The organism is Streptomyces hyderabadensis (genome assembly GCF_020404845.1).
Lineage (GTDB): Bacteria > Actinomycetota > Actinomycetes > Streptomycetales > Streptomycetaceae > Streptomyces > Streptomyces hyderabadensis.
In genome coordinates this window covers 171,276-184,944 of record NZ_JAIOJZ010000003.1, presented here as the reverse complement: position 1 = coordinate 184,944, position 13,669 = coordinate 171,276, and the positions used below count along the sequence as shown (strand labels likewise).

At 72.8% G+C, this 13,669-nt stretch carries 15 protein-coding genes and 1 tRNA gene; 8 read left to right on the top strand and 8 right to left on the bottom strand.

Annotated features, from left to right (window positions below):
- The first annotated feature begins 108 nt into the window (after nt 1-108).
- Entirely contained in the window at nt 109-363 is a 255-nt protein-coding gene (gene crgA, locus K7854_RS04420; RefSeq protein ID WP_226025013.1) for a cell division protein CrgA, read from the top strand.
- Nucleotides 364-629: 266 nt separating this feature from the next.
- Here the strand turns inward: crgA and K7854_RS04415 are convergent, their stop codons facing one another.
- Nucleotides 630-1,538 (bottom strand): rhomboid family intramembrane serine protease, encoded by a 909-nt coding sequence (locus K7854_RS04415; RefSeq protein ID WP_226025012.1) that lies wholly within the window; start codon nt 1,536-1,538, stop codon nt 630-632.
- A gap of 104 nt (nt 1,539-1,642) precedes the next feature.
- Nucleotides 1,643-2,176, bottom strand: coding sequence for a peptidylprolyl isomerase (locus K7854_RS04410; protein WP_226025011.1), 534 nt, complete (start codon nt 2,174-2,176; stop codon nt 1,643-1,645).
- 320 nt (nt 2,177-2,496) lie between these two features.
- On the opposite strand from K7854_RS04410, the gene K7854_RS04405 reads away from it, so the two are divergent.
- Entirely contained in the window at nt 2,497-3,198 is a 702-nt protein-coding gene (locus tag K7854_RS04405; protein ID WP_226025010.1) for a DUF5324 family protein, read from the top strand.
- A gap of 100 nt (nt 3,199-3,298) precedes the next feature.
- Here the strand turns inward: K7854_RS04405 and K7854_RS04400 are convergent, their stop codons facing one another.
- Entirely contained in the window at nt 3,299-4,075 is a 777-nt protein-coding gene (locus K7854_RS04400) for an isoprenyl transferase (protein WP_061443622.1), read from the bottom strand.
- Between the two features lie 397 nt (nt 4,076-4,472).
- Nucleotides 4,473-4,545 (bottom strand) — tRNA-Ala (locus K7854_RS04395).
- 180 nt (nt 4,546-4,725) lie between these two features.
- Between K7854_RS04395 and K7854_RS04390 the strand changes: the two genes are divergently transcribed.
- On the top strand, nt 4,726-5,274 hold the full coding sequence (locus K7854_RS04390) for a helix-turn-helix domain-containing protein (RefSeq protein ID WP_226025009.1): 549 nt from the start codon (nt 4,726-4,728) through the stop codon (nt 5,272-5,274).
- Between the two features lie 86 nt (nt 5,275-5,360).
- Nucleotides 5,361-7,115 (top strand): serine/threonine-protein kinase, encoded by a 1,755-nt coding sequence (locus K7854_RS04385; protein WP_226025008.1) that lies wholly within the window; start codon nt 5,361-5,363, stop codon nt 7,113-7,115.
- Between the two features lie 19 nt (nt 7,116-7,134).
- On the opposite strand, the gene K7854_RS04380 is transcribed toward K7854_RS04385, so the two are convergent.
- The gene (locus tag K7854_RS04380; protein WP_372480995.1) at nt 7,135-8,400 is read right to left on the bottom strand and encodes a hypothetical protein; all 1,266 of its coding nucleotides are present in this window, start codon (nt 8,398-8,400) and stop codon (nt 7,135-7,137) included.
- A gap of 277 nt (nt 8,401-8,677) precedes the next feature.
- On the bottom strand, nt 8,678-8,806 hold the full coding sequence (locus tag K7854_RS04375) for a DLW-39 family protein (protein WP_003999697.1): 129 nt from the start codon (nt 8,804-8,806) through the stop codon (nt 8,678-8,680).
- Nucleotides 8,807-9,144: 338 nt separating this feature from the next.
- Between K7854_RS04375 and K7854_RS04370 the strand changes: the two genes are divergently transcribed.
- The 3 genes from K7854_RS04370 to K7854_RS04360 all read left to right on the top strand — a co-directional run bounded on the left by K7854_RS04370 (nt 9,145) and on the right by K7854_RS04360 (nt 11,292).
- Nucleotides 9,145-9,516, top strand: coding sequence for a DUF6344 domain-containing protein (locus K7854_RS04370; protein WP_226025006.1), 372 nt, complete (start codon nt 9,145-9,147; stop codon nt 9,514-9,516).
- 181 nt (nt 9,517-9,697) lie between these two features.
- Nucleotides 9,698-10,486: a GntR family transcriptional regulator gene (locus K7854_RS04365; RefSeq protein WP_226025005.1), complete on the top strand. Its 789-nt coding sequence runs from the start codon at nt 9,698-9,700 to the stop codon at nt 10,484-10,486.
- Nucleotides 10,487-10,494: 8 nt separating this feature from the next.
- Complete coding sequence (locus K7854_RS04360) at nt 10,495-11,292, top strand: glycosyltransferase family 2 protein (RefSeq protein WP_226025004.1); 798 nt, start codon at nt 10,495-10,497, stop codon at nt 11,290-11,292.
- A gap of 348 nt (nt 11,293-11,640) precedes the next feature.
- Here K7854_RS04360 and K7854_RS04355 read toward each other — a convergent pair whose 3' ends face one another.
- Together K7854_RS04355 and K7854_RS04350 are read right to left on the bottom strand one after the other, a co-directional pair.
- Nucleotides 11,641-12,516 carry an FkbM family methyltransferase gene (locus tag K7854_RS04355; RefSeq protein WP_226025003.1) on the bottom strand — a complete coding sequence of 292 codons (876 nt, stop codon included), beginning with the start codon at nt 12,514-12,516 and terminating at the stop codon, nt 11,641-11,643.
- 68 nt (nt 12,517-12,584) lie between these two features.
- A complete protein-coding gene (locus tag K7854_RS04350; RefSeq protein ID WP_226025002.1) occupies nt 12,585-12,791 on the bottom strand; it encodes a ferredoxin in 207 nt (68 codons plus the stop codon).
- Between the two features lie 186 nt (nt 12,792-12,977).
- Here K7854_RS04350 and K7854_RS04345 point away from each other — a divergent pair, with 186 nt between their 5' ends.
- A complete protein-coding gene (locus tag K7854_RS04345) occupies nt 12,978-13,520 on the top strand; it encodes a hypothetical protein (RefSeq protein ID WP_226025001.1) in 543 nt (180 codons plus the stop codon).
- Nucleotides 13,521-13,669: the final 149 nt, after the last annotated feature.

Sequence of the window (13,669 nt, the reverse complement as noted above, 5' to 3'; positions counted from 1 at the left end):
GGACGCCCGGGGGAGCGCTCAGAGTCCCCTTGTCCCATGTACGCCGCCCACCGAGACCGAGCCCCGTTCCCTGCGCGGCCACGCAGCGCATCGACAGGAGAGACCCTCGTGCCGAAGTCACGTATCCGCAAGAAGGCCGATTACACGCCGCCGCCCTCGAAGCAGGCGGCCAGCATCAAGCTGACCAACCGCGGCTGGGTGGCGCCGGTCATGCTGGCCATGTTCGTCATCGGCCTGGCCTGGATCGTCGTCTTCTACGTCACCGACGGTTCGCTGCCGATCGACTCCCTGGGCAACTGGAACATCGTGGTGGGCTTCGGATTCATCGCCGCGGGGTTCGGCGTCTCCACGCAGTGGAAGTAGCCCCGGCGGTGGCGGAGCAGTAGCTCTGCCCAAGGCTGTTCCACGGAGTTATCCACAGGCGTTATCCACATGGGGAAAAGAAAGACGATCTGTGGATAACCCCTCGGGCATTGACGCCGGTGTGACGGAAGTACCGGCTGGGCCCAGCTTCCGAAAACACGTTCGCCCCCTGGCTGACCTGCACAAACACTGGTCAGCTACAGGGGGCACACGTGTTCCCGCACGCTGTGCACAAGATCCGCCACCTTCTGTGGACAACCGGGCGCTCAGGTGAGCTGGACCGTCCTCAACAGGGTCAGTCCGACGACGACCAGGAGGACCAGCGCACAGGTGCCGTACTGGACGAGCGAGCGGCGCTCACGGGGGGCCTGGAGCATGGCGTAGCCGATGACGGCGCCCGCGACGAGGCCGCCGAGGTGGGCCTGCCAGGAGATGTTCTCGCGGGTGAAGGTGAAGATCAGGCTGATCGCCAGCAGGATGACGACCGGCCGCATGTCCGCGTTGCGCCGGCGCATGAGCGCGGCGGTGGCGCCGAAGAGGCCGAAGATCGCGCCGGAGGCGCCGAGGGTGGCCGTGGTGGGTGATTCGAGCAGGTAGGCGAGGACGCTGCCGGCCAGGCCGGACAGCAGGTAGAGCGCGAGGTAGCGGGCTCGGCCGAGCGCTTCTTCCAGGGGGGCGCCGAGGAACCAGAGGGTGATCATGTTGAAGCCGACGTGCCAGATCTCCTGGTGGGTGAACATCGTGGTCACCAGGCGGTACCACTCACCCTCCGCGACGCCCTCGGTCGGCAGGTAGGGGGCCGGGGGCCAGCGCCCGATCAGCACCAGGTCGGCGAGGAAGGAGTCGGGCAGCGCCTGGACGGCGATGAACACCGCCACGTTGATCCCGATGAGGATCTTGGTGAGGAGGTGGGGGTCGGCGGCGACCGTGCCGCCCGCGAGGGTGCGGGGGCGGGAGGCGGCCGGGGCCGGTCCGCCGCCGCCCGGTGTGCGGCCCGCGGCGCAGTCCGGGCAGTGGAAGCCGACGGAGGCGTTGACCATGCAGTCGGTGCAGATCGGGCGCTCGCAGCGGGTGCAGCGGATGCCGGTCTCGCGGTCGGGGTGGCGATAGCAGCCGGGCAGGCTCTGGGCTCCCGGCGAGCCGGCGTCCGGTGGGCCGGCGGCCGCGTGGTCCATGGCATCCCCTCGGTCGTCCCTGCGGGCGGTGTGTGCAGATGCACCGCCCCGCCCTTCTCTACGGATGGGCGGGGCGTTTGGTTCCTGCCCGGTGCGCGGGGGTCTCAGGCGTTCCGCGTCTCGACGAGGACCGTTTCGATGACGATGTCGGTGACGGGACGCTCGGTGCGCGGGTTGGTCCGGGCTGCTGCGATGGTGTCGACGACCTTCTGGCTGGCCTCGTCGGTCACCTCGCCGAAGATCGTGTGCTTGCGGTTCAGCCAGGTCGTCGGGGAGACGGTGATGAAGAACTGCGAGCCGTTGGTGCCGGGACCGGCGTTGGCCATGGCCATCAGGTAGGGCTTGTCGAAGGCGAGGTCGGGGTGGAACTCGTCCGGGAACTGGTAGCCGGGGTCGCCGGTGCCGTTGCCCAGCGGATCGCCGCCCTGGATCATGAAGCCGTTCAGGACCCGGTGGAAGACGGTGCCGTCGTAGAGCCTGGCCGTGGACTTCTCGCCAGTGCCGGGATGGGTCCACTCCCGTTCGCCGCGGGCCAGCTCGACGAAGTTCTTGACGGTCCGGGGTGCGTGGTTCGGCAGCAGCCGGACCTCGATGTCACCTTGGCTGGTCTTCAGGGTGGCGTAGAGCTGCTCGGCCACGATGTGCCTTCCCTCGTCCTGTTGTGCGCACCGATCCTCGCACGGCCGGGGGTGCGTTCGTCGTGCATACCGCTGGGTCGCGAGCGTGCGGGGCCGATCCGTGGCATCGTCGGGGACAGGCGTGTGTTGCCCGGTATTCATCCGTTATTGATGTCGATCAGCTCTTGTTCGCAACTTCATCACCACTTGTCCCCCAGGCCACGGCGGCATCGTCCGTGACCCGGATGCCCGCCCTCGCATGCCTGGCGGTGCGTCCCCAGGCATGATCCGTAAAAGGGTGGAAAGTCGAATTACCGTACGCCACCGAGGAGGAGGAACCCGTGACCCGCATCGACAGCGTGCGCGCCGCGACCGGTTCGGCGAAGGACAGCGTGCTGCACGCCGCGGAAGTGGTGGCGCCCTACGCCGACACGGCCAAGGACAGGGCCGCTCACTATGCACAGGAGGCGCGCGTACGGCTGGCGCCCAAGGTGTCGCAGGCCACGTGCCAGGCACGTCAGCAGTACGGCACGTATGTCGCGCCGCGGCTGGAACAGGCCCGTACGCATGTGCCGCCGAAGGTGGACGCGGCCGCGCAGGAGGCCGCGATCCGTACGCGCCTGGCCGCCCGTCAGGCGGCCGACTATTCACGACCGAAGATCGAGCAGGCGGTGGCCGCGGCCGGTCCGGTGCGTGACGAGGCCACGGCGCGTGGTGCCGCGGCACTGGCCGCGCTGCGTGGTCAGGTCACGGCGAAGGAGATCCAGCGGCTGACGCGCAGGCACCAGCGACGGGCCACAGCCGGTCGGGTGGCCAAGGTGCTCGCGGTGGTGGGCATCGTCGCGGGTGGCGCCTTCGCCGCATGGAAGTGGTGGGACAAGCAGGCCAACCCGGACTGGCTGGTGGAGCCGCCGGAGGCGACGGAGGTCCCCGAGTCCGGCCGGCTGACCTCGGTGGACGGCACCGGCGAGTCGGTCCTCGATCCCGAGGTGCAGGCCAAGCAGGCGCAGGAGGAGGCGGCGGACGGCGACGAGCCCCGCTGATCCCCGCTCGCCGTATACGTCCCGGCTGCTGTTCCTGACGCCGCGGGGCGGGAGACCCTGAGTCTCCCGCCCCGCGGCGATGTTTCACGTGAAACCGCGCTCAGCGGCCGTAGCGGCGTTCCCGGAGGGAGTAGGAGCGCAGGGCGCGCAGGAAGTCGATCTCACGGAAGTCCGGCCAGTAGGTCTCGCAGAAGTGGACCTCGGCGTAGGCGGACTGCCAGAGCAGGAATCCGGAGAGCCGCTGCTCACCGGAGGTGCGGATGATGAGGTCGGACTCGGACCGTGTCTTGGAGTACAGGTGCTTGGAGATGTGCTCCATGGTGAAGGTCTCGATGAACTCGTCGATGTCGCCGCCCTGGGAGCTGTGCTCGGTCAGGGCGGAGCGCACGGCGTCGACGATCTCCCGCCTGCCTCCGTAGCCCACGGCGACATCGACCTTGGTGCCGCCCTTGCGGCCCTGGGTGGCGGCGGTGGCGGTCTTGAGGCGGCTCGCGGACTCGGCGGGCAGCAGGTCCAGAGCGCCGACGGCTTCGACGGGCCAGGGGTTGCCCGGTGCGGCCAGCTGCTCGACGACCTCGGCGATGATGTCGATGAGGGGGTTCAGCTGCTCCTCGGGCCGGTGGAGGTTGTCGTCGGAGAGCATGAACAGGGTGACGTGCTCGATCTTGGCCGAGTCGCACCAGCGCAGGAAGTCCAGCACCTTGGCGCCGCCGGCCCGGTAGCCCTCGCGGGGGTCGTCGATGCCGGACATCTTCGCCCACCGGCGGTTGCCGTCGAGCATGATGCCGATGTGCTGGGGGCGTGGGCGTCCTTCCAACTCTCTGACCAGCCGCTTCATGTAGAGCGCGTCGAGAGCGGCTCGTACCTTCGCCCGCATGGTCTACCCCTTCCACCTCGTCGGTAGTGACCGGACGGCTCCGACGGCGATGAGCCACGTGGCACCGCCCCGCGGGGGTGTGGCGCTGATGCCCTGTGGAGTGACGATATCAAGAGCGGACAGCGCCACCCGGGCGCCGAGTGGGCCCCGTCCGTGCGCCCGTTCGGGTCGCGGAGCGGGCGCGGGAGCGTTGTTCCACGTGGTCAACTGGCCCTTTCCCTCCGGTTGTTGGTGATCACCCGGTCGGTGCGGGCGGTGTGGGGCGCGGTCTGCGGGCGGCGACGGTGAGGAAGGTCTCCGTCCGCCGCTGCCCGGGCGCCGGGGCCACTGTCGCCCGCCCGCAGAGAACAGAGCGCCTCCGACCTGTGTTACCGCAGGTCGGAGGCGTTCTTGACGGTGGAGCCTAGGGGAGTCGAACCCCTGACATCTGCCATGCAAAGACAGCGCTCTACCAACTGAGCTAAGGCCCCTCGGGAGGCGCCGCCGGTCCTGGTGTCGCGGACCGCCGGGTGCCGGGGACCAGAGTACCGGGTCGCCCCCCGTATCTCACAAATGATTGGGGGTCCCGGGGAACGACCACGCTCCGTAAGATGCTCGGCGTGGTTCGCTGGAGCGAACTGCGGTTTTTGGGGAAGCGATGGGGAGACGCAATGGACGCCGCACAGCAGGAAGCCACCGCAAGAGCGCGGGAACTGCAGCGGAACTGGTACGGGGAGCCGCTGGGGGCGCTCTTCCGCAGGCTTATCGACGATCTCGGTCTCAACCAGGCTCGTCTCGCGGGGGTGCTGGGGCTGTCCGCACCGATGCTGTCGCAGCTGATGAGCGGCCAGCGGGCGAAGATCGGCAATCCCGCCGTGGTCCAGCGGGTGCAGCTGCTGCAGGACCTGTCGGGGCAGGTCGCCGACGGCAGTGTGAGCGCGGCCGAGGCGACGGAGCGCATGGACGAGATCAAGAAGTCGCAGGGGGGCTCGGTGCTCAGCAACACCACGACGACCACGAGCAGTTCGGGGGCGCCCACGGTCAAGCGGGTGGTCCGGGAGATCCAGTCGCTGCTGCGCTCGGTGGCGGCCGCCGGGGACATCATCGAAGCGGCGGACTCCCTCTCCTCCTCGCACCCTGAGCTGGCGGAGTTCCTGCGGGTGTACGGCGCCGGCCGCACCTCGGACGCGGTCGCGCACTACCAGTCCCACCAGAACTGATCCGGCGGGTCCGGGCGCCGAGGGGGTCGGCGGCCGGGCCCGCCGGAGTGGCGCGACAGGTCCCAGGGGAGGAGCGGCGCACAGCCATGGGTGAGGTCTTCGCGGGCCGGTACGAGCTGGTCGACCCGATCGGCCGGGGCGGGGTGGGTGCCGTCTGGCGTGCCTGGGACCACCGGCGCCGGCGTTATGTGGCCGCGAAGGTGCTCCAGCAGCGGGACGCGCACTCGCTGCTGCGGTTCGTCCGTGAGCAGGCGCTGCGGATCGATCACCCCCATGTGCTGGCGCCCGCGAGCTGGGCGGCCGACGACGACCAGGTCCTGTTCACGATGGACCTGGTCACGGGTGGTTCGCTGGTCCACCTGGTCGGGGACTACGGGCCGCTGCCGCCCGACTTCGTGTGCACGCTGCTCGATCAGCTCCTGTCGGGGCTGGCCGCGGTGCACGGGGAGGGTGTGGTGCACCGTGACATCAAGCCCGCCAACCTGCTCCTGGAGACGACGGGGACGGGCCGTCCGCGGCTGCGGCTGTCCGACTTCGGCATCGCGATGCGGCTGGGTGAGCCCCGGCTGACGGAGACCAACCTCGTGGTGGGGACGCCGGGTTATCTGGCGCCGGAGCAGATGATGGGCGCCGAGCCGGACTTCCCGGCGGACCTGTTCGCGGTCGGCCTGGTCGCCCTGTACCTGCTGGAGGGGGCCAAGCCGGACGCCAAGGCGCTCGTGCAGCACTTCGCCGAGCACGGTACGCCGCCCGCGCCGCGGGGGATTCCCGAGCCGTTGTGGCAGGTCGTGGCGACGCTGCTGGAGCCGGATCCGTCGGCGCGGTTCCGTACCGCGACGGGGGCGCGCAAGGCGCTGGCCGTGGCGGTGGAGCTGCTGCCGGAGCCCGGGCCAGACGACGAGCTGATCGAGATCTTCGACCAAGTGGGCCCGCTGCCACCGGGGTTCGCCGCCGAGGGCCCGCTGAAGAGGGCCTCCGGCGTGGAGACGGCGCCCACCGACCCGCGACACCTCCCGGGCGGCGCTGCCCCGTCCTCGCACACCACCCCACCCGCCCCCTCCTGGCCGACCACGCCCCCGCCCGGCCCGGCCCCGGACTGGACACCGCCGCCCCCGGACCGGACGCCACCGCCTCTCGACCGGCCCTCTGCGCCCTCGGACCGGCTGCCTCCGCCCTCGGACCGGCTGCCTCCGCCCGCGGACCGGACGCCTCCGCCCGCGGACCGGCCCTCGGTGCCCACGGGCCAGGCGCCCCCGTTCCCGGACGGGACACCTCCCACCCCGGAGGGCACCCCCCTCGCCCCGCCCACACCGCCGTCCGGTCCGCCGCCCGACCAGGACTGGCCGGCGCCCGCAGTCCCGGGCCGGGGCCCGGGCCCGGGCCCGGATGGAACGCCCGCGACGGCGGAGGAGGTCCCGGGGGCCGGGCAGGACAGTGCCATGTCGGGGACCGGCAGCTTCCACCTGCCGCCCCCGCAGCCGACCGCCCTCTCGGCGTCGGGTTCACCGCCCGGTACGGCGCAACCGCCCACGCCCCAGGGGGCGTTCACCGGCGCGCCGCAGCCCTCGCCGCCGCCGCACGGCACGCCCGGCGGTGCGCAGTACCGGGCAGCGCACGGGCCGCCGCTCCCCGCCCAGGCCCTCGCGCCGGCCCCGCCGCAGCGTGCCGACGTCCCCACCGCTCCGTACACCGCCCGCAACCCGCGGTCCGCCCCTCCCGCCCAGCACCGTGGGTCACGGCGGCGCCGCCGTCCCGGCCCCCCGGCCCGGGTGGTCCTGCCGCTGCTGCTGCTCGCGCTGGCCTGCTACGCCGTGGGGTTCTGGGCGCTGACCCGTATCTGAGTGCGGTGCGCGGGCGGGCCTAGGCCCTGCGCCGGGCCGTCACCGTCCACACGGCCAGGCCGAGGAGCAGCAGGCTGCCGGTGCCGATGCCGCCGACGGCGACCGCCTTCATGGCGAGGTCGCCGCCCGCGGATCCCGCGCCGCCGCTCCCGGGCGCGGCCACCCGGTCCTGCGCCGAGACCTCGAAGAGGCCCTTGGGCCGGGACTCCCCCGCGTAACCGGGACCGGCGGCCGCCGTCCCGCCGAGTCGCAGGCGCAGCGTCAGTGCGAACGGGCCCTGTCCGAAGTCGTCGGCCACCTGGGCCGCGAGGTGGACCACGACGTAGTAGTCACCGGCGAACCGCAGGGCGCCGACCTGTCCGGCGGTGGCGTAGCGGTTGGGGTACGCCACGGGCGGCAGGGGGGCGAGGCCGACGGTGGTCCGGCGCCCGGTGTAGCCCTTGGCGGCGTCGTCGACCTCGCCGCGCACGGGGTTGTGCAGGGCCAGTCGCAGGGCCCCGGCGGCATAGCCGGAGGCGTCCGCGGACCCGGCGAGTTCGGCGGTGGCGTACACCTGACGGCCCCAGTCGACCGGCACTTTGTAGTAGAGGGTCTCCCCGGGGCGGATGCCGTCCCGCCAGACGCCCTGACCGACGAGGGTGGCGTGCGCGAAGCCGTTGCCGCCCGCCCGGCGTTCCGGCTCCCCGGCGAGCGGTTCGGGCGAGGCGGAGTCCCAGCTCTCCGGCGCCCTGGTGGCACCGCCCTGGCGCGGGCGGGGTTCGGCGGCGGCGGTGATCTCCAGGTCCCAGTCGTCCGGCGGGGAGTCCTGGGGCCGGGTCCGCTCGACGCCCACGTAGTAGGTGCCGGGGTCCTGGCACCGGTTGGCGCCGGGGTCGATCTCCCGCGTGCCCCAGGCGGTGACCGGGCGGGGGCTGCGGGCGGCGCCGAAGGTCGCGCTCTGCACGGAGCAGGAGCCGCCGTCGGCGTCCTGCACGGAGACCCGGATGCCGTCGACGGCGGTGACCTCGCCGTCGGCGCCGGGTACGGCGGTGACGGAGACGTAGGCGTCGGAGGCGTCGTCGAGGTCGAGGCGGTAATAGAGGACGCCGTTCCTCGGCAGGGTGCTGCGGTGCGTGGTACCGGCCTCCAGCGGTTCGGCGTCCGCGGTCGCGCCCGCGCCCGTGACCCGCACGGCGTCGTCGGCGAAGTCGTACCCGGCGGCGGCACCGGCCGAGCCGACCGCCCCGGCGGCAAGGGCCGTGGCCCCGGGCAGGGCGGCGGTCGTGACCAGTACGGCCCCCAGCACTCCTACTCGCCCCCATACGGACAGCCGCGCCGACACCGGCAGCCGCGCCGATCCCGACACCGTCGGCCGCGCGGACACCGACGGCCGCGCCCGCCCCGTTCCGGCGCGCCGCCGAGCCGTACACCACCGTCGCATGACCCGCCACCCCTCGCGCTCACCGGCGCCGTCGCCACCGGCCTCGGCCGCCCGCCCCCAGCGGACGTTGCCCCGTCGGGGCAACACAAAACCCCGACCGCTTGACGGCCGGGGTCTGCTCAGGACCGGATGTCGGTCGTTCTCACGAACCCGTGGGCACGGAGTCAGTCGCCTCCGTCCACAGATCCTGCTCGGCGCGATCCGCCTGGATCTGGCGGTACACGAGGAGCCCGCCGATGGCGGCCAGTGCGACCAGGAGAAGCTTCTTCACCGCGCGACCTCGTCTTTCCTTGACGTTGGGGACTTCTGGCGCCCGACTATACACACCGGCCGATACCGATCGGTGACCTGAGTCGGCGGTCAACTTCCCGTCGTCGGAGCCCTTTAGAAGCGGACCGGCGCATTCTGATCGGAGGGTGATCACACTCTCACGTGCCGTGACTTTTGCCCGCCTCCCTCCCGTCTGGGCACCTTTTACAGCTCCTTGCGGCTATTCGGGTGGTGTTCATCTGAACATCGACGCGCCACGGGCGTAGGTCCACCACTTCGCGGCCCTCATACACATCATGAGGAAAGTACGCAAATCGCCCAACCCGAAAGTGAGGGGCCATGGCCCGGAACAAGGTCCTGACGCTCTGGACCACCATCGTCACCGCCTTCCTCGCGCTGTGCACGGCGCTCGGACTCGTCACGACGACGGCCGCCGCGGCCGTACCGCAGAACAAGACGCAGAGCAACACCGAGAACGCCTCCCCCGAGGCGGCCCCCGCGGCCGCGGCTCCCGTGCCCCGGTCCCGGACCGGCTCCCTGCCCCCCACGATGAAGCAGCGCATCCGCGCCGAGGCCCACGGCACGGCACCCAGTTGCCGCCACCTCCCGTTCGCCGACGCCACCGCGGCCACCGCCACCACCACTGGCCTCCCCTGCGACGACACCGCCGCCGAGCCCCGGGCCCAGCACTCCATCCCGCTCCAGCGCTGAGCGGCCCGCGCCACCCCCGACCCTGACGTAACGGCGATCTGCGTACAGCACCACACGCGAGAACGGCCCGGCAGCTCGACGGAGCAGCCGGGCCGCCGCCGTGTGCGGCGGCACCCGGTCGAGTCCGGCCGTTCCCTCCCCTCACTCTTCAAGACCTCTTGAGGAGTTGTAGCCTGCGGCCATGCCCAAGGCCTACGAAGTGATCGCGGACGATCTGCGCCGCTCCATCCGCGCGGGCGAGCGGCGCCCCGGTGACCGGCTGCCCTCGGAGGCCGACCTGGCCCGCCACTACCGGCGCAGCGTGCCGACCGTGCAGAACGCGCTCCGGCTGCTGAGCGACGAGGGCCTGATCGACAAGCGGCACGGCCTCGGCACCTTCGTCCGCCGGCCCCGCACCCCGGCGGTGCGGGACAACCGGCGGCACCAGTGGGAGAAGGACCGGGCCCGGCGCCCGCTGGCCACGCGGGCCGAGACGGGCGCCACGGAGCGCGACACCGGCCTGCGGCCCGACGACCTCGTCTTCCACGCGGAGTACCGCGAACAGGCGGCGTCCGCGGAACTGGCCGGGGCCTTCGGCGTCCCGGAGGGCACCGTGCTCCTCCAACGCGTCTACCGGACGCGGTACTCGGCCGAGCCCGCCCCCTTCAACCTCGTGACCTCCTACCTCGTCCGCGACATGATCGCGGCCAACCCGGACCTCCTGGACGAGGCCAACGAGCCCTGGCCGGGCGGCACCCAGCACCAGCTCCGCACCGTGGGCATCGAACTGGACCGCGTGGAGGAGCGGCTGACCGCCCGCCCGCCGACCCCGGAGGAGGCCGCGGCCCTGGACCTGCCGCCGGGCACGTCGGTGATCCTGCTGCGCAAGACCTCGTACGACACCGACGGCCGGGTGGTCGACGTCTCCGACGTCACGCTGCCCGGCGACCGCACCGAACTGCTCTTCACGACCCGTCTGGAAAGGTGGTGAGTGCCGCCGTGAACCGGCGCGTCATCATCGTCACGGCCGTCCACGGCCCCTCCGCCCCCTTCCTCCCCGAGGCCCACGCCTCGCTGTGCGCCCAGGAACTGCCCGACGGCTGGGAGTGGCGCTGGGTGATCCAGGAGGACGGCCGTACGCAGGACGTCCGGCCGTACGTGCCCGACGACCCGCGGGTGGTGTTCCACCAGGGCCGCCACGGCCGGCAGGGCGGGCCCGGCGTGGCGCGCACGATGGCCCTGGCCCACGCGGACGGCCCGTACGTGAAGGTCCTGGACGCCGACGACCGGCTCACCCCGGGCGCCCTGGCGCGCGACCTGGCCGCCCTGGAGGCCGACCCGTCGCTCGGGTGGGCGACCTCGCGGGTCCTGGACCTGCTGCCCGACGGCTCGACGGCCGGTTTCCCCGGCGACCCGGCACACGGGCCGGTCGAGCGCGGGGCGGTGCTCGACTTCTGGAAGGCGAACGGCTTCCGCGCCCAGGTCCACCCGGCGACCCTGCTCGTCCGGCGCGAGCTGCTGCTCGCCCTCGGCGGTTGGATGGCCCTGCCCGCCTCCGAGGACACCGGCCTGCTGCTGGCGCTGAGCGGCGTGAGCCGGGGCTGGTTCTCGTCGGAGGTCGGCCTGCTCTACCGCAAGTGGGAGGGCCAGGAGACCGGCCAGGCGCCCCATGCGGACCCCGTGGAACGCGCCGCCCGGATGGCGGTGATCGAGGCCAGGGCGCGCGCGCTGGCGACCTTCGAGTGGCGTCTGCCAGAGGGCCCCGAGGGCCTCGGCGACCCACACCTGCGTCCCTGAGTCCCGCACGGCGCGTCCCTGAGACCCACACGGCGCGCCCCTGAGGGGAGGCCGGGAGCGATGGGCGCGGGGGCGCGCGGCCCGGGCGCGAAGGGTCCGGGCGCGGCCCGGGAGCGAGGGGTCCGGGCGCGGGGGCACAGGGACAAGGGATTCGGGTGCGGGGGCGCGGGAGCGGGGGCCAGGAGCAGGGCCCGGGAGCGAAAGGTCCGGGAGCGGGACCCAGCGCGGCGCGGGAGCGAAGGGCACAGGAGCCGGAGGCCCAGGAGCGGGGCCCGGAAACGGGGGCACGGGGAGCCGGAGACCCGGGTACGGGGCCCGGGCGCGAAGGGTCCGGGCGCGCCGGACGGGTCAGGGCAGCCGTTCCGCGTCGACCCGCGAGAAGATCAGGTCGCTCTCCTCGGTCACCGGCCCCCGCAGGCGGACCGGCGGCCGGGGCGCGCCGCGGAGCGCCGGGGGGTAGCTCCCGGGTGCGTAGTCGTTGGCCAGCCGGTAGACGTGGAACCCGGCGTCCCGCAGCACCGCGAGCAGGTCGTCGACGCGGTCCCCGAGCCGGGTCATGCGCTCGGGCGACACCTCGACCGTGATCTCCGCGTCGGGCCGCAGAGCGCCCAGCGCCGGCGCGAGACCGCGCACCACGCTCCCCTCCGCGCCCTCGACGTCGATCTTGATCACCCGGGCGGTCGCGATCTCCGCCGCGTCGAGCAGCTCCGGCAGCGGCCGGGCCCGCGCGCGGAAGCTGGACTCCACCGGCCCGTCGTACGGGACGATGCTGTTCGCCCCCGTGTTCCGTGAGCTGGCGAGCGCGAAGGTCAGCGTCCTGGCGCGGTCCGAGACGGCGGCGTTGAGCGCGCGGACGTTGCCGAGGTCGTTGAGCCGGACGTTCCGGACCAGGCGGCGGTGGAGGTCGGGCGACGCCTCGATCGCGACGACCCGGCCCTGGGCACCGACGAGCCGGGCGGCCAGGACGCTGAAGACGCCGATGTTGGCCCCCACGTCGACGAAGCCGTCCCCCGGCCGCAGCCGGCGCCGCAGCCAGCCCGTCAGGTGCGGCTCCCAGGCGCCGAACAGGTACAGGTACCGCTGGATGAGGTCCTGGGTGTCCACGGCGAACAGCTCGCCGGTCCGCGCTTCGACGACGGCCCGGCGGGGCTGCTCGCGCAGCCGCGGGTTCAGCCAGCGGGTGGCGAGGGCCGCCTTGCCGAGGGTGCCGGGTCCGTTTCGCACGTACCGGACCGCGAGGCCGGCCAGGGCCTCGGCGACGGCGGCACTCGGCCCGCCCCGGGTGCTCGGCGTCAGAGCGCTTCCGTTTCCGTGCGCGTGATGGTGATCGCGGCGGACGGGCACCCCTCGGCGGCCTCCCGCACCCGGGGGGCGTCGACGTCGTGCTCCCGCCCGGGTATGACGGCGCCGAGCCCGTCCACCTGGGTGAAGACGGCAGGGGCCCGGTGGACGCAGTCGCCGGAGCCGTAACACTGCTCGGGGTCGACGGAGATCCTCATGCGCACTCCAGCGGCGGTCGGTTTCGGAGCCTGCCTTCACGACCTGCCTGCCCACGGATCGGCATCCTGAACCCGCCCTCCCCGCCCGCCTGTTGGTCCCTGTGCGCCGATGCTCGTAAGATCGTCCGACAATCCTGCGGGGCGGAGTTGTGACTGGGGGACGGTGTGGGGACCGGCGAGCAACTCGTGACCATCGCGGCCGTACTGCTCGGCGCGCTGACCACACACGTCACGAACTACCTGATGGAGCGGAGCAGGAACCGCCATCGGCTGCTCACGCGGTGGGACGACAAGAAGGTCGACGCCTACGGGGAGTACGTGGACGCCGCCAAGCTGAGGATCGCCGCCTCCGTGCCGCTGTACGAGGCGCGGGCGGGGCTGCGCGAGAGTCACCGCAGCGAGGAGGAGCTGCGCGACGACCTGGCGGAGGCGAGCCGGCGCTGGGGGTCGGCCTTCGAGCGGGTCATGCTGCTCGGCGGGGACGAGGCCATCGAGTCCGGGCACGAGCTGAACGTGGTGCTGGCCGAGATCGACTGGCAGGCGACCGGCCGGATCGACGGCAGCCTGGCGGAGTGGCGGGAGCGGCACCGGGCGGCGTTCCGCGCCATCAACGCCTTCCACGAGGACGCCAGGGCCGATCTCGGCATCCGGGGCGGCGTCACCGGCGAGAAGCACCCCGAGCGCGATCTGCTGGTCCCGCCCGCACGCCGGCCGGCCGCCGGGGACTGACGACGGCGGTCGCGACGGCCGCGCTGTCCGCACGTGCGCGTCGGCATGGCTTGGCTCCGGTCCCTCCCCTCGTGGGGACCGGTGCCAAACCATGCCGGCGCCGTTCTTCGCGGGGCGGTACCGGACCGGGTCGGGGAGGGACGGGCCAC